This window comes from Ketobacter sp. GenoA1, from assembly GCF_003671475.1.
Lineage (GTDB): Bacteria > Pseudomonadota > Gammaproteobacteria > Pseudomonadales > Ketobacteraceae > Ketobacter.
Genome location: NZ_RCHM01000032.1, coordinates 29,312 through 47,983, shown reverse-complemented (window position 1 = coordinate 47,983; position 18,672 = coordinate 29,312). Strand labels below are relative to the sequence as shown.

At 54.2% G+C, this 18,672-nt stretch carries 18 protein-coding genes; 8 read left to right on the top strand and 10 right to left on the bottom strand.

What is annotated here, in order from left to right; genetic code table 11:
- Genes D9N13_RS13075 through D9N13_RS13050 form a run of 6 tightly spaced genes read right to left on the bottom strand, consistent with a single transcriptional unit; the run spans position 1 to position 5,959 of the window.
- Positions 1-1,710 carry a GspE/PulE family protein gene (locus D9N13_RS13075; RefSeq protein WP_290590755.1) on the bottom strand — a complete coding sequence of 570 codons (1,710 nt, stop codon included), beginning with the start codon at positions 1,708-1,710 and terminating at the stop codon, positions 1-3.
- Between the two features lie 3 nt (positions 1,711-1,713).
- A complete protein-coding gene (gene mshL / locus D9N13_RS13070) occupies positions 1,714-3,438 on the bottom strand; it encodes a pilus (MSHA type) biogenesis protein MshL (protein WP_290590752.1) in 1,725 nt (574 codons plus the stop codon).
- A complete protein-coding gene (locus D9N13_RS13065) occupies positions 3,431-3,757 on the bottom strand; it encodes a hypothetical protein (RefSeq protein WP_290590749.1) in 327 nt (108 codons plus the stop codon). The genes mshL and D9N13_RS13065 overlap by 8 nt, the downstream gene beginning before the upstream one ends.
- Positions 3,744-4,415, bottom strand: a complete 672-nt coding sequence (locus tag D9N13_RS13060; protein ID WP_290590746.1) for a hypothetical protein — start codon at positions 4,413-4,415, stop codon at positions 3,744-3,746. The genes D9N13_RS13065 and D9N13_RS13060 overlap by 14 nt, the downstream gene beginning before the upstream one ends.
- A complete protein-coding gene (locus D9N13_RS13055; protein ID WP_290590743.1) occupies positions 4,393-5,013 on the bottom strand; it encodes a PilN domain-containing protein in 621 nt (206 codons plus the stop codon). Before D9N13_RS13055 ends, D9N13_RS13060 begins: the two co-directional genes overlap by 23 nt.
- Complete coding sequence (locus tag D9N13_RS13050; protein WP_290590740.1) at positions 5,000-5,959, bottom strand: hypothetical protein; 960 nt, start codon at positions 5,957-5,959, stop codon at positions 5,000-5,002. The genes D9N13_RS13055 and D9N13_RS13050 overlap by 14 nt, the downstream gene beginning before the upstream one ends.
- A gap of 138 nt (positions 5,960-6,097) precedes the next feature.
- On the opposite strand from D9N13_RS13050, the gene trmL reads away from it, so the two are divergent.
- The 3 genes from trmL to D9N13_RS13035 all read left to right on the top strand — a co-directional run bounded on the left by trmL (position 6,098) and on the right by D9N13_RS13035 (position 7,536).
- The gene (trmL, locus tag D9N13_RS13045) at positions 6,098-6,562 is read left to right on the top strand and encodes a tRNA (uridine(34)/cytosine(34)/5-carboxymethylaminomethyluridine(34)-2'-O)-methyltransferase TrmL (RefSeq protein ID WP_290590737.1); all 465 of its coding nucleotides are present in this window, start codon (positions 6,098-6,100) and stop codon (positions 6,560-6,562) included.
- Positions 6,546-6,704 (top strand): hypothetical protein, encoded by a 159-nt coding sequence (locus D9N13_RS13040; RefSeq protein ID WP_290590735.1) that lies wholly within the window; start codon positions 6,546-6,548, stop codon positions 6,702-6,704. The genes trmL and D9N13_RS13040 overlap by 17 nt, the downstream gene beginning before the upstream one ends.
- Positions 6,705-6,789: 85 nt before the next feature.
- The gene (locus D9N13_RS13035) at positions 6,790-7,536 is read left to right on the top strand and encodes a ParA family protein (protein WP_290590732.1); all 747 of its coding nucleotides are present in this window, start codon (positions 6,790-6,792) and stop codon (positions 7,534-7,536) included.
- Between the two features lie 17 nt (positions 7,537-7,553).
- On the opposite strand, the gene D9N13_RS13030 is transcribed toward D9N13_RS13035, so the two are convergent.
- On the bottom strand, positions 7,554-9,119 hold the full coding sequence (locus D9N13_RS13030) for an autotransporter domain-containing protein (protein WP_290590729.1): 1,566 nt from the start codon (positions 9,117-9,119) through the stop codon (positions 7,554-7,556).
- Between the two features lie 135 nt (positions 9,120-9,254).
- Here D9N13_RS13030 and D9N13_RS13025 point away from each other — a divergent pair, with 135 nt between their 5' ends.
- The gene (locus D9N13_RS13025; protein ID WP_290590727.1) at positions 9,255-10,481 is read left to right on the top strand and encodes a glycosyltransferase; all 1,227 of its coding nucleotides are present in this window, start codon (positions 9,255-9,257) and stop codon (positions 10,479-10,481) included.
- A 71-nt stretch (positions 10,482-10,552) separates the two neighbouring features.
- Here the strand turns inward: D9N13_RS13025 and secB are convergent, their stop codons facing one another.
- The 3 genes from secB to D9N13_RS13010 all read right to left on the bottom strand — a co-directional run bounded on the left by secB (position 10,553) and on the right by D9N13_RS13010 (position 11,844).
- Positions 10,553-11,032, bottom strand: a complete 480-nt coding sequence (gene secB / locus D9N13_RS13020; protein WP_290590723.1) for a protein-export chaperone SecB — start codon at positions 11,030-11,032, stop codon at positions 10,553-10,555.
- Positions 11,033-11,122: 90 nt separating this feature from the next.
- Positions 11,123-11,377: a glutaredoxin 3 gene (gene grxC / locus D9N13_RS13015; RefSeq protein WP_290590720.1), complete on the bottom strand. Its 255-nt coding sequence runs from the start codon at positions 11,375-11,377 to the stop codon at positions 11,123-11,125.
- A 47-nt stretch (positions 11,378-11,424) separates the two neighbouring features.
- Entirely contained in the window at positions 11,425-11,844 is a 420-nt protein-coding gene (locus D9N13_RS13010; protein WP_290590718.1) for a rhodanese-like domain-containing protein, read from the bottom strand.
- A gap of 198 nt (positions 11,845-12,042) precedes the next feature.
- Here D9N13_RS13010 and gpmI point away from each other — a divergent pair, with 198 nt between their 5' ends.
- The 4 genes from gpmI to nosR all read left to right on the top strand — a co-directional run bounded on the left by gpmI (position 12,043) and on the right by nosR (position 18,668).
- Positions 12,043-13,584, top strand: coding sequence for a 2,3-bisphosphoglycerate-independent phosphoglycerate mutase (gpmI, locus tag D9N13_RS13005; protein ID WP_290590714.1), 1,542 nt, complete (start codon positions 12,043-12,045; stop codon positions 13,582-13,584).
- Between the two features lie 10 nt (positions 13,585-13,594).
- Positions 13,595-14,746 (top strand): murein hydrolase activator EnvC family protein, encoded by a 1,152-nt coding sequence (locus D9N13_RS13000; protein WP_290590711.1) that lies wholly within the window; start codon positions 13,595-13,597, stop codon positions 14,744-14,746.
- Positions 14,747-14,937: 191 nt separating this feature from the next.
- On the top strand, positions 14,938-16,329 hold the full coding sequence (locus D9N13_RS12995; protein ID WP_290590707.1) for a S41 family peptidase: 1,392 nt from the start codon (positions 14,938-14,940) through the stop codon (positions 16,327-16,329).
- 197 nt (positions 16,330-16,526) lie between these two features.
- Positions 16,527-18,668 (top strand): transcriptional regulator NosR, encoded by a 2,142-nt coding sequence (gene nosR / locus D9N13_RS12990; RefSeq protein ID WP_411268162.1) that lies wholly within the window; start codon positions 16,527-16,529, stop codon positions 18,666-18,668.
- Positions 18,669-18,672: the final 4 nt, after the last annotated feature.

Sequence of the window (18,672 nt, the reverse complement as noted above, 5' to 3'; positions counted from 1 at the left end):
TTATCCGTCATCCAGCGTGGCGGTGATCTTGAAGACTTCCTGCACTGAGGTGATGCCCGCCCGTGCATAATCCAGTGTACACAGGCTCAAGCTGCGGAAGTTCGGATTGTCTGCCGCCGCCCGTGCGAACTCCGCCGCATCGCCTTTGCGCAGCGCGTAAAGCAGGTTTTCATCCATCTCCAACAATTCATACACACCAACGCGGCCGGAATAGCCGGTGTTGTTGCAGTGGTGGCAACCGCTGCCTTTATGATATTCCGCATCCAACGCGGTGCCATCGATATTGCCCAGCCAGGTAAGCTCCTGCGGACTCAATTTATAGGGCTGAGTACAGTGTTCACATATTTTTCTGACCAGGCGCTGCGCGATCACCGCCCGCAGAGAGGATGCCACCAGAAACGCATCACAACCCATGTCGATCAGGCGCATGGCGGTTGAAATGGAATCATTGGTGTGCAGCGTTGAGAGCACCATATGCCCGGTCATGGCCGCCCGCAAACCGATCTCCGCTGTCTCGTGATCCCGCATCTCCCCCACCAGAATCACATCCGGATCCTGACGCAGGGCGGTACGCAACACCGAGGAAAACGTCAAACCAATCTTGGAACTGACCTGCACCTGATTGATGCGGGGCAAACGGTATTCAATGGGATCCTCTGCCGTAATAACTTTGCGTTCCGGCACATTCAACATACTCAAGGCCGCATACAGGGTGGTGGTTTTACCGCTGCCGGTGGGCCCGGTCACCAGCACCATACCGTAGGGACGCTGAATCAGATTTTCAAACCGCTTGCGGATAGTCTCCGGCATGCCCAGCTTGTCCATGGACAACATGCCCGCCGACTGATCCAGCAAACGCATGACCACGCACTCACCATAAGGCACCGGCAGGGTAGACAATCGCACATCAATACTCTTGCCCATCACCCGCACATTAAAGCGACCATCCTGGGGTAAACGCTTTTCAGAAATATCCAGGCCGGACATGATTTTCAGGCGCGACACCAACGCCGGGGCGATGCGGCGTTCTTTCATCACCTGCTCCTGCAACTCACCATCGATCCGCAAGCGCACCCGCAATACCTGCTCATCCGGTTCGATATGTATATCCGAGGCCCGTACCTGCACGGCATCCTCAAAGATACTCTGCAGCAAACGTACGACCGGTGCTTCTGCGGTATCGGTGGTGGTGGCCAGGCTCTCCAGATCGAAGTCGGTGCTTTCCAGCTCTGAATCCAATTCCACCGCAATCGAGGCAATCTGTTCAGAACGTCGATAGGAGCGATCCATGGCGGAGAGCAACTCCTGCTCCTTGACAAACGCAGGGTGCACCGGCCGTTTCAGAATACGTTGCAGTTCGTCGATCGCGATCAAATCCAGCGGATCCAGCATGCCCACTAAAATGCCGTCTGGCTGCTCGGCCAGCAAAATGGCACGAAAACGGCGGGCATAGGTTTCCGGTAGCACTTTTATAAGTTCGTTGTTCAGTCGGAAGCGGGCCAGATCCACAAAGGGATAGCCAAAATGATTGGCCATGGTTTGCAGCATCTGGGATTCGGTGACAAAGCCCAGGTCGATAACCACTTTACCGATTTTCTTACCGGTGCGCTTTTGTTCGTTCAACGCCTGTTTCAGCTGCTCATCCACAATGAGCCCTTTGGATACCAACAGATCACCGATACGTACCTTGGGCGCTTTGGAAGGTTCCATGGCTTAATCCACCTCCTGCTGTTCAGCTGGTTGTGTTGAGCCTTGCTCCTCTTGCTGTTGCAGGATCGGCGACTGATTCATTCTCGGTAGATAGGGTTGGAAACGGTGTTCGATGGACTCCACCTCACTGCGGTATCCGCGGTCATCCACCACAAAGGGTTTCAGCAGGATCACCAACTCACTTTTGGTCTTCCGCCGCAAGGTCTGCTTAAAGAGGATATCGCCGATCAGGGGAATGTCACCCAGGTAGGGGATCTGCGATACCTCTTCCCTGAAACTATCCTGCATCAGTCCACCAATCACCACCACCTGGCCGTTACCGGCGCGAATAATGCTGTCGGTTTCACGAATAGTACTGAATGCCAACGGCAGCGACAGCTCATCGTCCCCCAGGCCAATATCCTTACGTTTTTCCACCACCTCGGAAATAGAGGGATGCACATGCAGGATCACATCGCCACCATCGGAAATTTGCGGTGTCACATCCAACGCGATACCGGAAAAGAACGGGGTGAGCGTAATATCCGGGGTGTCACTCACCGTCGACGAGGTAGTGGTGGTGGTGCTGGAAATATCCGTCACAAAAAACTCATCAGAGCCCACTTTGATAACGGCCTTTTGATTGTTCAGGGTGGAAATCCTGGGGCTGGACAACACCTTCACCTGGCCTTGCAGTTCAAGCAAACGCAGCACGGCGGTAAAGTCGGTAAAATTGGCGCCCAAAGTAAACACGCCACCAATCAGGGAAACGTTTTCGTTCACCAGGGAACTGAAATCCGCCTGATCCAGGCCGGCGGCAACACGGTTGTCGCTGGTTTCCAGGCTGCCGTTATAGCCCTCACCAAAAGTGTCCCATTGAATCCCGGTGGCATAACCCTGGGATAACTCCACTTCCAGAATTTTAGCTTCAATCAACACCTGTTGCTGCAGGCTCAATTGGGCGCTGTCGAGAAAATCCTGCACTTCCCGCAGCTCTTGCGGCAGCGCTTTCACCACCGCAATTCCGGATACCGGATCCACCACCACGCTGCGACCATCACCACCGCCCACAATCATGGTTAAAATGTTCTGCAGTTGCTGCCAGAAGGCGCTGTTGCTCTCGGTTTTAATATTGCTGCTTTGCTGCACCTGGGTTTCGCGGGAACTGCTGGTGCTGTTGCCGCTGCTCTCATCCTCACCGGTGGTACTGACCTGGCCGCTGCTGACGGAGGTCGTGGACACTCCCAACCGATTTACATTCAGGTAGTTAATACGAAACACCCGGCTGAGCATGGTTTTAGGCAGTATTTGATAACCATAGGGTTTGCGTACGTAATCGTAGCCGTAGGCATCTCGCACCGCACGCAGGGTTTCTTCCAGATTAACACTGCGCAGTTGAATCGAAATATTCCCGGTTACCTCCGGGTGCACCACCATATTGACGGACGTGCCATGCACCAGGCTCATGAAAAACTGGCGGGCGGGAGTATCGGCCGCAGTCACATCAAACCGTGGCATTGCTGTTTTGGCTTTTCTGACCGACACAGGCTTGATCACCTCCGGTGCGGCCTCGGTTTTTACCTTACTCTGAGTACTGCCGGTGGATTCAGGTAAAGGCTGCGCTGCCGGCTGGCTTGCAGATTTGGCTGCAGGTGCGGCTGATTCCGGCACAGGCTTATACCAGGATGCACAGCCGCTCAGGGTGACCAGCGCCAGCAATACAACGGCGTGCAGACACACTTTATTCATGGTCACGATCCTTTCTTATAGCAGCCACCGGCAACTGTAGCGTGAGCCTTTGCCCGGCCCTTCGTACCACCACCGATGATTCATTAATGGCCACAACCCGGGCCCCGGCCACTTCATCCGCCACCGCCACCACTGCTTCATTGATCACGGCGCGCAGGCTACCGGCATCATTCAAAATCATGGTGAGCTTCAGCGGTTCATACACCGGTGCAGCCTGGTTATTATGGTAAAGGGGTGGCCGGGTAGGATCGCCGGCCGCCAAGGCCACTGACCCCGACACCATCATCAACAATAAACAACAAACTCTAATGAGCAACACGTAACAACGCCTCCTGTGAGCTCAGGGTATGCACCTGCAAAGTCAGGCTACCTTTTGGATACTCTTCGACAACATACTCCAGCTGATCCCATAACAGCTTAGACGGCAGTTCCTCCACCGCTGCCAGATAATCCCTTACCTGAAAAAACGAACCGGACAGGGTCAGCTCCAGGTCGTGGCGAAAAATCGCTGCAGCGTTGTGCTGGTTCTTGTCTGCCACCATTAGCCGCTGCGCCGCTCTGGACTGGACGCTTTGCACTTTCAGGCCAAACCGCTCACTGAGCAATTCACCGAGAATAACCGGCATCTCCTGCGGTGCGATCATGCCATCGGTGATCGCGGATATTTGGCCATCCAGCGCGGCATGCATGGTCTGAAGACGGGCTATGGAATCCTGCAATACGATATTGGGATTACCGGCAATAGCCGCCTGCAATTCATCAATGCGCAGATTGGATGCCTGCATTGACGACAACAATACGGCTTTGTCCTTTTCTATCTGCTCCCGCTCCTGCATCCAGGGTCGCAACAACAACTGGTCAAACAGGCCCAGCAACAGCACGCAACTGAGCGCCAACAGGATGGCCCGCTCCCGCACACTCAGGCGGTGTACCTTTTCCTCCAGCTCCCGATATCTAGTTCGCAGGTCGTTCATCATGCTGCGTACTCACGCTGAATGTTAAAAATCGCTGGTTGTCCTGCATCCTTTCCAGATTAAACACCTTGAAACCAAATCCCTGGAACTGGTCTTCCTGCTTAAGATCCGCCACGTAGGCTGGAATGGTCTTCGGCTTATCGGTAATGCCATGCAGGCTCAGCTCCGGCCCCGGTGACTGCATCACAATCCGGGTCAGCCAGATGGAGGGGTTATCCCGATTAGCCAGCGCCTGCAGGTATCCGGAAAAATGCACCATGTGGGTATCGCCCTGCTGTTGCAACTGATAAAGAAACTGCCTCTTGCTTTGCAAACCATCCTGCAGGCGCTGTTCTTCCTGCTGCAGGCGCTCATCCAACACGATGCTGTCCACCTGCTGTTGCAACTTGTCGATGGAAACTTCCAGCCGTTGCCGCGATAATTCCATGGTCGCCAGGGTTTCACGCTCGGCAAGGGTGCGCGACCATTCCAGCGCAGTCACCACCAGTAACAAACCCAACACCAGACCGATGCCCAACAGCAGTTGTTTCAGCGGCAGTACGATCACCGGCTTGCGGAAACTGTCCTGATAAAAGTTAATGCGTTGGTTAAGCGTACTCACGCAACCCTCCCAACGCTGCGCCCATGGCCGGCGCCAATGGCCCCTCCGCAGTGTCGGATTGCCAACCGGGATCTTTCAGTGTTTCTTCCACGCTGAATTGTTCTGCGCTAATGGGCAGGCGTTCGCTCAAGCCTTCGCACCAGGCATTATGAGCCTCAGAGTTGGAGACCATATACAATGCACCAATACCGGATTTGCCGATCTGGCTTTCGTAGTAATCCAGGGAGCGCTGCACGTCCAACGCCAAGTTATCCACCGGTTCCTGCTGGAACTCCAGATTGCCGGTGAATACGCCACCCCCGCTGCCCAACTCAATGGTGCGGGTCAAATACAGGTAGCCATTCTCGATCAGGTTAATGGTGCCGCCATCACCGTTCAGATACAGGAACGCGGCGCCCCGTTCTGCCGATGATGTCAGAGCGCTGGCCAGCGCAGCCATGGCCAGCTCATTGATGGTGATTTCCTGCAGGTTTATGTTGTGCTGATCACACTGCTCAACAATGCCCTGTATCAGGGCCCGTTCGATGGCCGCCACATAGAGCATGTTCATGCGGCCACGGTAGGCATCGTCCGGCAACCGAAACGCATCCATCACCATATCGTCCACCGCTTGATGAATAAGGTCTTTTACCTTCCAGCGCACCGCTTCACGTAATTCCTGATCCGGGACATCCGGTGCATCCACCAGCAACAGGTTGTAATACTGATGGCCGAGGCAGATATAACAGGGCGCCGCGGGCAACGGCGCGCTGCTGCGTAACGCCGCCAGCGCGTCCGCCGGGCTGGTAAAGGATTGCTCAATACTGTGGCTTTGGGTAATCTGCGGGCCGGATGCAGCCTGTTGCACGAGACACCACACCGCCTGGTCCGGGGTCAAACTGATCCCCAGCACCGCCTCGGCACCGGCTTTGCTTTTTTGAAACAACTGTTTATACCAACGACTCATTACCCTATCCCACTTTGGGAAAATTGCCTGCTTATTGAAAGAGTAGACGAGAATTCGTAATTGGGATGTAAATCACACAGTTAGGGGTTGTTTTTTGTACAGAATTTTGCCCCTCAAGCTTAACGGTAAGCCATTAATATGCTTCATATTGTGCTCTTTCAACCGGAAATCCCGCCCAACACCGGCAACATCATCAGGCTCTGCGCCAACACCGGCATGCAGTTGCATCTGATTAAACCACTGGGCTTTGAACTGGATGACAAGCGCATGCGGCGGGCCGGGCTGGATTACCACGAATGGGCAAGCCTTGAGCTGCACGACAGTTTTGATGATTTTATAAGCCACGCCAAACCCGGGCATTGTTATGCCCTGTCCACCAAGGGCAGTCGGCACCACCACACTGTGCACTATGAGCCGGGGGACGCCATTGTGTTCGGACCGGAAACCCGGGGCCTGCCCCTTGGCATCCGCGAACACCCGGCCATGACCGCCTGCATCCGCATCCCCATGCAGGCCGACAGCCGCAGCCTGAACCTGTCCAACGCCACCGCCATTGTGGTATACGAAGCCTGGCGTCAATTGGGGTTTGCCGGGGCACAATAAACGCACCACCCAACTTGCAACCTGGCTGACCGGCAGCCTGGGCCTGGGCTACCAGCATGACAACGGTGATGAATCCGGTTTTCCCGATGAAGAATACGGGCTGTATTTCTTCTACAGGATCTGGTGCGCGGGAACGCGCTGATCCCGCTGGTGAAGCACCGTCATCGCAGATCAACAAAGCGGTGATAATGTAGTACAGTGCAGAAGCGGGGGAAGCAAACACCATCATGAAACGAATCGCATTTTTCAATGTAAAGGGCGGCGTCGGCAAAACCACATCGGCGGTGAATATCGCCTGGCTGGCGGCGCAGGATGATATCAATACCATTTTGTGGGATCTGGACCCACAAAGTTGTGCATCCTGGTACATGGGCATCGCCGACGATCACCCCAACAAATCCATCAACATATTCAAGGGCAAAACCCCCATCGGCAAACTGCGCCTGCATACCACTCAACCCAGGCTGTCGGTAATACCCGCTGACCTGAGCCTGCGCAAACTGGAAGCCATCCTGGCCGATGAAGTCAAATCCGAGCAGTTGTTACAGAAACTCACTGAGCATTTAAGTGAGCAGAGCAAGCTGTTGATTTTTGATTGCGCCCCTGCCTATTCAAAGCTGTCGGAGAACCTGTTTTCCAATTGCGACGTGCTGGCAATTCCACTGCTGCCCTCGCCCCTGTCATTGCGTTCCTACTCACAACTGAAAGAGTTTCTACAAAGAAAAAAGCGCTGGCGCAAACTGACCCTGCAACCGTTTTTTACCATGGTGGACCGCCGACGCAAAATCCATAACGATGTAATCAAAGACGCCACAAACGTGATCGATGATGATGACCCGATTGTCATTCCTTATGCCAGCGAGTATGAAAAAATGGGGATACATCAGGCACCCATTCATGCCTTTGCACCCGCTACGCAGGCTGCAAAGGCATATGAGTTGTTATGGGAGCGACTGAAGCAGGCAACACATTAATTGCTACCTGCTTGCTTTTACATTTCGTAATTGAAACCCAAGCTATATTGATAAGCGGTTATATTTTCATAACCTTCAATTGACCTGACCGATACAAAGGTAGAAAAACCTCCAGCCAAGATAAACACCGAGTTAATTTCCGCTTCGTAGAACAGGCTATCCTCGGATTCAGGTTGCAGTGAAAACTCACCATTACTACTGGAATCCGCCAACAGTGAAAATTCCACTGGAGAATAGTCAGAGCTATTCTCACTGACCATGGAGGCGCTGAAGCCCGGCACCCACACACCCCAGTCGTAACTGACGGCGTAGGTGCCCGAGACACCTAACGAGGTCGAAAGCTGGTTCATTTCCTGATCACCGACCCCCATGAGCCAGGCACTATCGCCAGTTTCATCGTAGCCATCCACTTCTGTCATGATGTAGTCAAGCCGCAGATACGGGGTCAAAGTCCAGCCATCACGACTGAATGTCCATTGAACCTGCGTGCTAAGATTCCATTGTTCACTGTCAGTGTCGCCGTAGACAACCTGAGTCACGGGAACCGTTATATTTCGCTTGGTGTCTATGGTGCCCATCGCATATCCCAGTTGCACATCAACCCCTAATTGCTGGTTGGCAAACCAAGAGAAATACCCGGTCAAGCTGTAGACATCGGAATCCAACTGCCCGGACTCCTGAGCATATTCAACCTCATGGGTTGCCCAATCGAAAGCCCCTCCCACATGCAGATTCGGACGCAGACGGTAATCAACCCCAACGGTAACACCATAGGTGTCTGAGTCATATGCAGACTCCAAGCCACTGGCATCGTGTTCAACTTGATCGATATGTATGGTTCCAAACACACCGATAGGCGCGGCTTGGTCAGATGATGCCGTACCACCTTTATAATCCGCCAAAGGGATGCTGGTACCATTCAGAACCAGTTGACTTGGATTCAATCCCTGCCGAATCAACTGCTGACCGGAGTAAATTCGGTCAGTTTGACCGCGGCTCATCTCGCTCATCATGCGCCGGGTGACGAGAATTTCTTCTGGTGTAATTTCGGCTGTCAGCTGCGCTAATTCTTCGTCGGTCAAGGCACCTATTCCAGCACAGGCGGCAGCCAATTCTTCACTGACATTGTCGCTATTGCTGTCATCACAAACGCTATCAATCATTTCTCCGGTGGATTTATTATTGTCCCCAACAACAATGCTGGATGCTCCAACTCCAACTGAAACAGTCACCAGCGCGATGTCGGAGCCGTAATCCTCACCGTTTTCGAAAACCTCGTACTCGAAAGTATCTTGCCCCTGGAAATCGGGATTGGGTACATACGTAATCGAACCATCATTGTTGACGCTTACGCTGCCATTTTCAGCGGGTTTCAGGCCAGACTCTCCGTTATCGACATTAACGAATGGATCCCCAAACTGAACTCCGGTGAAAACATCATTGGCCAATACGTTAATAACTATGGTGTCGTTAACGGCACCCCGAGCGACATCATTCTTCGCCGTTACATCAGCGTAAGCCTGTTCCGAGACCGCAGCCGCCAGTAGTAGCAACGGCACCCCATGTTGTGGTCTTAGTTTCATAGTGACATTCCATTTTTGAGTATTTGTGTGCGATTCTACCCGTATTGAATCGCCGTGAGTAGGTAATATGTCAACCATTGGTCTGTACTTTTACCGCCGGGCAAACTGGCTTGACTTGCTGGAACATAATAAGGAATGAACCATAAAAAATGTAGGAAAACCGTCTTGTGCACCTGGGAGTTGGGCGGGCAACTGGGTCATATTTCCTCTTTGTCCCACATCACCGGCGTTCTGGAAGGGCGGAATTACCGATGTTACGCCGCGCTGAAAGACTTGTCACGGGCCTCCTCCTTCTTTGAAGGGCAACGTACATCGCTGCTACAAGCACCGGTATTCTTGCCCAAAATCAAGATGCAAAGACCTGTTCAATGCCTGGCAGATACTCTTTTGCTGGCTGGATATCTTAAAGTGGAGGAGCTGCAGGGTCTGTTGCAGGCTTGGCGCAACCTGATCGAATTGATAAATCCGGACATCTTGATCTCAGACTATTCTCCCACTGCTGTGCTGGCTGCCCGTGAACTCTCCTGCAGTAAGATTTTTGTGGGCTCCGGCTTTGCACAGCCCGTTCAGGGGCACCCGATTCGCAGCTGGAATCCGGATCACCCACAACCGGAAATGATAAAACGGCAGGAAGCAATGGTGGTGAACACGATCAACAAAGTGCTGCAATTACAGACAGAGGGATCACAAAAAGAAGCTCCCGTTACCCGAATCTCGGATTTGTATGAGGACTCGAGTCGCGTAATCATTACGTCAACACCGGAATTTGACCTTTACAATGACCTTCGCAGCCACGCCATATATCAGGTAAAAACCAACGCCGGCAAGACTCGCCCCTCCGTGCGATTCGGCTGCAACGATCGTCCGAAATTATTGGCCTACCTCAACCCCGGCCACCCACAATTCGACATCATCGCTGAGGCACTGGCGCAGTGTAAAGCGACTGTGTTTGTGATCTGCCCACGCACCAACCCTAATCGACTTAAGCACCTTGAGTCTGAGCACTTCCAATTCAGCACTGAACCAGTCCAGTTCACCCAGGCGCTTGCGGAAGCTGATTTGCTGGTAAATCATGGTAACAATGGAGCAACCATGGAAAGCGTGTTGATGGGAACACCGGTGTTTGCTCTTCCGATCCACCTGGAACAATTACTTACTGCAAAAACATTGGAACAATTGGGAATTGGACACTGCTTCATCAAGCCCGCTTCGGTTACACAATTAAAGCAGGCGCTGAATAAGGCCTTGGAATCCGAAGTATTAACCCGTAAATGCGTGCTATATGCCAAGAATCATGGCGAACTGGTGGAAATGTCCCTTGGCGACAGGGTTGCCAATGAATGTGATGCATTGCTGAACTAGTACAACGTACACAGTAAAAGGGCCAAGTTCTTTGGCCCTTTTAGCTTCAATACACTGTTCGAATTCCGGAATCAGTGAGTAGGCTGCGCGCCCTGCTTGGCCTGTTCCTGCTGTTTACGCAGATTTTCAGCAAATGCCGCCTCGAAATTAATGGGCTGCAACAAGAATTGTGGGAACGTGCCACGGGCCACCACATCGGAGATGGTTTCCCGCGCATAAGGGAACAGAATATTGGCGCACACGCCTTTCAGAATGGCTTCTTTCTGGATGCCTTCCACCCCCTGCAGCAGGAACAGGCCGGCCTGAGCCACTTCGGCGATGAAAGCAGTATTCTCACCGTTTTTCACCGTGACCGTGACTTTCAACACCACCTCATAAATACCGCTTTCAATTTCACTGGCTGTATTGTTCACTTCCAGATTCACTTCCGGTTTCCACTGTTCTTTGAACAATTGCGGCGTTTTCGGCGCCTCATAGGAAAGGTCTTTCAGAAAAATGCGTTGCAGTTGAAATTGTTGCTCGGGTTGCTGCCCGGCGGCTTGTTCAGTCATTCTCTTCACCTAAATGTGTTGTACTACTCTGTTGTACTGATGTGTTGACTGCCAGGTTATCAGTGTGTGGTACTACCAGATGATTCTGGCCTATAAACCCAGCAGGCCGTTGAGCGTACCGGCACGTTCCAATGCGTACAGTTCATCGCATCCCCCAACGTGGGTATCGCCGATCCAGATTTGCGGCACAGTGTGGGCGCCGCTGCGATTTTCCATTTCCAGACGCAGGTCGGGTTTGCCGCTGACATTAATATCCTGAAACGACACACCCTTGGCCTTCAGCAAATGCTTGGCCCGGATACAATAAGGACACCAGGGCGTGGTATATAAAACAACATCAACCATACTATCAACCTGCCTATTTATCAGCGGACAGTTCAACCTGTCGCGCGCTACTTGCCTTTCACCAGCGGCAAACTGTCTGCTTTCCAGGTGGTAATGCCACCGGACAACCTGAGAACCTGTTTGAAGCCGGCGCCATGCAGAATTTTTCCGGCCGCACCCGCATGCTGGCCCATCTTGCACACCAGCACTACCGGTTTGTCCTTGAACTGTTCAATGTCACCCAAGTTATCCTTCAACTTGCTGAAAGGAATATTGCGTGATCCGGTGATGTGCCCTTCACGATATTCCTTACTTTCCCGCACATCCAGTACCAACCCTTCCTCTTTGTTCATGAGATGGGTCAGTTGCTGGCTGCTCACGGTTTTCCCGCCGCGACGGGATTCCAAGACAAAAAACAGCACCAGCAACACCACAAACGTAACCACCAGCTCAGGATGGTTGAGCGCAAATTCAAGCAGACGATCCATTTAAACTTCCCAGAAATTCAATAAGTTACCCACCAAGAAGCAGGCCAGGACAAGAAATAGCAGCAGAGTATACCCGAAACCGGCGAACCACGACCACCGCTACGCCGGCTCACCTCATGCTTTGCCCGCAATTTTCAGGTAAAATGCCCCTCACACTGGAAACGCCACTCACCGAGAAGTAGCCGATAAGTTGGAATCATGACCCAGACACGAAAACCCCATGTTCTTGTTATTCTGGATGGTTTCGGACACCGCACTGAAACCGAATTCAATGCCATTGCCCAGGCCCACACCCCCACCTGGGACAGGCTCTGGAGTGAGCGCCCACACACACTGATATCCGGATCGGGCATGGATGTAGGCCTGCCCCAGGGGCAAATGGGCAACTCGGAAGTGGGCCACATGAACCTGGGTGCCGGGCGCATCGTGTATCAGGACTTCACCCGCATCACCAAGGACATTCAGGACGAAACCTTCTTCGGCAACCCGGTGCTGGTGGGCGCCATCGAGAAAGCCGGGCAAAGCCAGGGTGCCGTTCACCTGATGGGGCTGCTGTCACCCGGCGGCGTACACAGCCATGAGGATCACTTTCTGGCCATGATTGAATTGGCCCACCGCCGCGGAGCCAGGCAGGTTTATGTGCACGCTTTTCTGGACGGCCGCGATATGCCGCCCAAATCCGCCCAGGCCAGCCTGGAGCGGGTCCAGGCCAAACTGGAGTCTCTGGGCATAGGCCGCATTGCCAGCCTGGTGGGCCGCTACTATGCCATGGACCGGGATAACCGCTGGGAGCGGGTGGAAACCGCCTATAACCTGCTGACCCTGGGTGAGGCCGACTTCACCAGCGCCAACCCGGTGGACGGCCTGCTGGCAGCCTATGAGCGCGGTGAAACCGACGAGTTCGTCAAACCCACGATCATCGCCGCCCAGGGTGAAAACGCCGCTACCATCAACGATGGCGACAGTGTGATTTTCATGAATTTCCGGGCCGACCGCGCCCGCCAACTGACCCGGGCCATGATCGACCCGGATTTCGAAGGCTTCCAGTGCAAGAAAGTACCGGCCCTGGCGGACTTCGTGATGCTGACCCAATACGCCGCCGACATCAATGCCAGTTGCGCTTACCCCCCGGCGGACCTGGTCAACGTGCTGGGTGATTACCTGGCTCAGCACAACAAAACCCAGCTGCGCATTGCCGAGACGGAAAAATACGCCCACGTCACCTTCTTTTTCAGTGGCGGTCGCGAGGACCCGTTCCCCGGCGAGGAACGCATTCTGGTGCAATCACCGGACGTGGCAACCTATGATCTGCAGCCGGAGATGAGCGCGCCGGAAGTCACCGACAAACTGGTGGCCGCCATTGAAAGCGGACAATATGACGTACTGATCTGTAATTATGCCAACGGCGACATGGTGGGGCACACCGGCAAATTCGACGCCGCGGTGAAGGCGGTTGAAACCCTGGATCAGTGCCTGGCCCGACTGGAAGCAGCCGTGCAGGCCAGCGGCGGCGACATGCTGATCACCGCCGATCACGGTAACTGTGAGCAAATGGAAGACCCCCACAGCGGCCAGCCCCATACAGCGCACACCACCGAACTGGTCCCGCTGGTTTATGTGGGCCCGAAAGCGGTCACACTGCAAGCCGAAGGTGGCAAACTCTCCGACATCGCCCCCACCCTGCTGAAATTGATGGACCTGACTCAACCAGCGGAGATGAGCGGTAAACCGCTGCTCTGACCGCTGCTTGATGGGCCGTCACCGCTTGCTCAAACCCTTACTGATTGGCCTGGCCCTGTGCTGGGCCTTTCCTGTTTCGGCCAGTGTTGATCCTGTGGCCACCAAAAAAGAACTGCAACAGATACAAAACCGCATCCAGGATCTGCAAAAGGACATCAAGCGCACCCAGAGCCGGCGCAGCGCCACCGAACAGGCTTTGCAGAAAGCCGAACAGGCCATCAGCGACACCCGCCGCAAGCTGCGCGAGGTGAACCGATCCATGACCCAATCGGAAGCCAAACTGGCGGAGCTGCGCCGGGCGCAACAGGATCTGAACCGGGCCAAAGAAGCGCAACGCGCGGCGTTGAAGCAGGACATCAATGCCGCCTACCGGGCCGGACGGCAGGAGTACGTAAAACTGCTGTTGAACCAGGAACAACCGGACAAAATGGCGCGCCTGATGAAGTACTATGACTACTATCACCAAGCCCGCATGGCCCGCATCCAGGCGTTTAATCAAACCCTGCGCGACATCAAAGACAATGAAATCAGCATCAATGAGGAAGTGGCCGAGCTCAGCACACTCAAACAGGCCCTGGCCAATGAACAGCAGCAGTTGCAGGCGGCCAAGGAACAGCGCAAACAGGCCCTGGCCAAACTCGACAGCAGCCTCAAGAATGACGCCTCCCGGGTCACATCACTGAAAGCCAGCCAGGCTGAACTGGAAGAGATCCTGCACCAGGTTCAGGCCACCCTCAGTGACTTGCCCAGCAATGTAGGCAAGCAACCGTTTGCACAACTCAAGGGTAAACTGGCCTGGCCCAGCCAGGGACGCGTGATCAAGCGTTTCGGCAATCGCCGGGACAGCGGCGCCCTGCGCTGGAACGGGGTACTTATCCGCACCGCGGAAGGCAGTACCGTGAAGGCCGTTCATCACGGCCGGGTGGTGTTCTCCGACTGGATGCGGGGCTTCGGCATGCTCACCATCGTGGACCATGGCGATGGCTACCTGAGCCTGTACGGCCACAATGAAACCCTGTTGAAAAGCCCTGGCGATTGGGTGGATGGAGGGGAAGTCATTGCCTACAGCGGCCGCAGCGGTGGCCAGGAACAAGCCTCCCTGTATTTTGAGATCCGCAAGAACGGCAAGCCGGAAAACCCTTCCCGCTGGTGTCGGGGTTAACAAAACCGCAGCAGAATTGGACCTGCGTAGTGCGGCAGGCATTATTTCGCGCTAAGCTAAACAGGCTAACTAAATGATTTTGATGTGAAACCAGACCCTGAATGAGCGGTCTTAACTCACGTCGCCGCAGGGGCCGCACCCTGCTCACCCCCACTACAGTTACCCCGTAACCGGTTAAACAGGAGCACACTATGGGTTTTCGACCTTCGTCTTACTGGCGGCTTATCTGGCAACGCAGCCTGTTGATCTCGTTGCTGGCCGTAAGCCCAGTTGCCCTTTCCAGCGAAGCGCCAGGCCAGGCAGAAGACGAAGACGTCAGCGCCGCCGACACGACCCAACAGCAGGAGCAGGAGCAGGGTCTGCTGCCCATCAATGAGCTGCGCACTTTTGCCGATGTGTTCGATCGCATCAAGCAGGCCTACGTGGAAGAGGTCGACGACAAAACCCTGCTGGAAAACGCCATTCAGGGCATGCTCACCGAACTGGACCCGCACTCAGCCTACCTGAAGCCGGAGGCATACCAGGACCTGCAGATCAACACCACCGGCGAGTTCGGCGGCCTGGGTATTGAAGTGGGCATGGAAGACGGCTTTGTCAAAGTCATTACCCCCATTGACGACACCCCCGCCAAGAAAGCCGGTGTGGAAGCCGGTGACCTGATCATCAAACTGGACAGTACACCGGTGAAAGGTCTGAGCCTGGGGGAAGCGGTGAAACTGATGCGCGGCAAGCCGGGCTCAGACATTGTCTTGACCATCATCCGTGCCGGCATCGACAAGCCGCTGGAGATTACCGTGACCCGAGCTGTCATTCAGGTCCAGAGCGTGCGCGGGCGCCTGCTGCAGAAAGATTATGGTTATGTGCGTTTATCCCAGTTCCAGATTAATACCGGTGCCGACATGCTGAAACTGCTGGAAAAACTGCGCAAGGAGAACGACGCCGACCTCAAGGGTCTGGTACTGGATTTGCGCAACAACCCCGGTGGTGTGCTGCAGGCCGCAGTGGATGTGAGTGATGCCTTTATTGACGACGGCCTGGTGGTGTACACCCAGGGCCGCCTGCCGGATTCCGATATGAAATTCCGCGCTGCCCCCGGTGACGAATTGAAAGGGGTGCCTATCGTGGTTCTGGTAAACGGCGGTTCCGCCTCGGCATCGGAAATTGTCGCCGGGGCACTGCAGGATCACAGCCGGGCGGTGATCATGGGCACCACCACATTCGGCAAGGGCTCGGTGCAGACCGTGCTGCCGTTGCACAACAATCGCGCCCTGAAACTCACCACCGCCCGCTATTACACGCCCGGTGGCCGCTCCATTCAGGCTCAGGGTATCGAGCCTGACATCGTGGTTGAGAATGCCCGTCTCACCCGGGTGGAAGAAATGCAGCGGGTGAAAGAACGGGATCTGTCCGGCCATCTGGAAAACCCAGAGGGCGAAGGTGAGACCGGCGCTGCCTCCGATGGCAAGCAAGCCCTGTCGGACACCGACTACCAGCTTTATGAGGCCCTGAATCTACTGAAGGCCTTAAACGTTATCAAACGCCCGGCGACAGCCAGCGCCCACCAGGACAACAAACGTATCTGACCTGCAAACAGAAATACCAGTTGTATAAAGTCCCATACAGGGGGTACCCATTTCGCGGTACCTCCTCCTACCTCTGAAGCACATCGCTCAATAGCTGTTGACCTGCATCAATCCTACCTAAGCACACACTTCTATACTGCATTGGCACTGCGGCAAATTGTCGCCACCCTCTTTATCATTCGCGCAGTGAGGACCCAATGTACTCGCACGAATTACGCAGTATGGGCGCAACTTTATTCTCCGTAATCATTTCAATTGTATTGCTGCTTCCTGCCTTTGCCCTGGCCTCCTCACAACTGGCTGAAGATCATAAGCAGCGCCTGTTATCCCCTTTTGGTGAAGAGGCAAGTCTCGGTGAGTGGAACACAGATCATAAAGTCTGGCCAATTGAAGTGCAGGGCGAAGTGGTCGGTTATGGATTTGAAACCATCGATCAATTCAATATCCCGGCTTACTCTGGCAAGCCGATCAACATACTCCTGGCCCTGGATCTGGAGGGTGTTATTCGCCGCGCCTGGGTACTCTCCCATCATGAACCGATTTTATTAGTGGGTATTCCCGAGAAAAAACTGTGGGATTTCGCTCAACAGTATGAGGCGTTGACAATCACCGATCACATACGGGTAGGCCATTCCACTGCAGAACAAAGTAAAACCATCGATGCTGTCACCGGTGCCACGGTCACCGTCATGGTGGTACATGAAACCATCCTGCGCTCCGCAAAAAAAGTAGCCCGGGCCATGGGGCTGAAAGCAGTTGCGGCATCACCGCAAAGCCGGGCTTCAGTGAAACAGGAATTCTACCAACCTGCCAGTTGGGCAGAGCTGACCGGCGATGGTTCCATTCGCCGCCTGATGCTGGATCAGGCCGAGGTGGACAAAGCCTTCGAGAACACCCAAGGCATGCGGCACCGACGCGGCCGCAGCGAAGAGGAAGCTCAGGAAACCTTCATCGATCTGTATTACGGTTATCTGAATGTGCCCAGCATTGGACGTAACCTGCTGGGTGATAGTGAATATCGTTGGCTCATGGACGAACTGGGCCCGGATGATCATGCCATTGCGGTGCTGGCCAATGGGGAATACTCCTTCAAGGGTTCCGGTTATGTCCGCGGTGGCATATTTGATCGCCTGCAACTGAGCCAGGACGGCATCCAAATCAGTTTTCGCGACGTGGATTACTATCGCCTGAGTGATGTGTATGCCGCCGGCATGCCCGAGTTTTCGGAAATGGCAATCTTCATCGTACGGGATAACTATCAGTTCAACCCTGCCGCCCCCTGGCAGATAGAACTCCTGGTACGCCGACAAACCGGCCCGGTGGAAAGTATATTTGTGACGTTTGAGGGGCAGTACCAACTGCCAGACTATCTGCTGGTGCAACCGGATCCCGTTGCTGCCGATTTGGAAGTGGATCAACCCATGTGGGTCGGCATTTGGCAACAGCGCAGCTTCCAGATCGGTGTCCTGCTGGTTAGCCTGCTATTACTGACCGGCATCATTTTCTTGCAGGATTGGCTGGTACGCTATCCCCGCCTGCTGCACAACCTGCGGCGGGGCTTTCTCATCTACACGGTTTTCTTCCTGGGCTGGTACGCCCTGGGCCAACTGTCCATTGTCAATGTGCTCACCTTTACCCACGCGTTAATGGGCGAATTCCGTTGGGAGCTGTTTTTAATGGACCCATTGATCTTTATCCTTTGGGGCTTCACTGCGGCCACCATTGTGTTGTGGGGGCGCGGTATTTTCTGTGGCTGGCTATGCCCCTTTGGCGCACTGCAGGAGCTGATCAATGAACTAGCACGCAAACTGAAAATCAAACAGTTTGAACCTCCCTTCGCGGTACACGAGCGCCTTTGGGCCGTAAAGTACATCATCCTGCTGGCGTTATTCGGAATTTCTTTGGAGTCCATGGCAACCGCAGAGCGTTACGCGGAAGTGGAGCCGTTCAAAACGACATTCTTCCTGGTTTTTCAACGGGAGTGGTGGTTCGCCACCTGGGCACTGCTACTTCTGTTTGTGTCCTTGTTCACCCGAAAAGTTTATTGCCGATACATCTGCCCCTTGGGTGCAGCCCTGGCCATCCCCACCAAACTACGTCTGTTCGACTGGCTGAAACGGCGTAAGGAATGCGGCAGCCCCTGTCAGCTATGTGCTGTGGAATGTGAAATTCAGGCAATCCATCCCGATGGCACCATCAACGCCAACGAGTGCCATCACTGTCTGGACTGCCAGATGACTTATCACAATCCAAACAAATGTCCACCGTTGATCAATAAAGCCAAGCAACGCAAATCAAAACCCAAACCCGAACACCTGATAGAAACCGTAAACACCTGATATT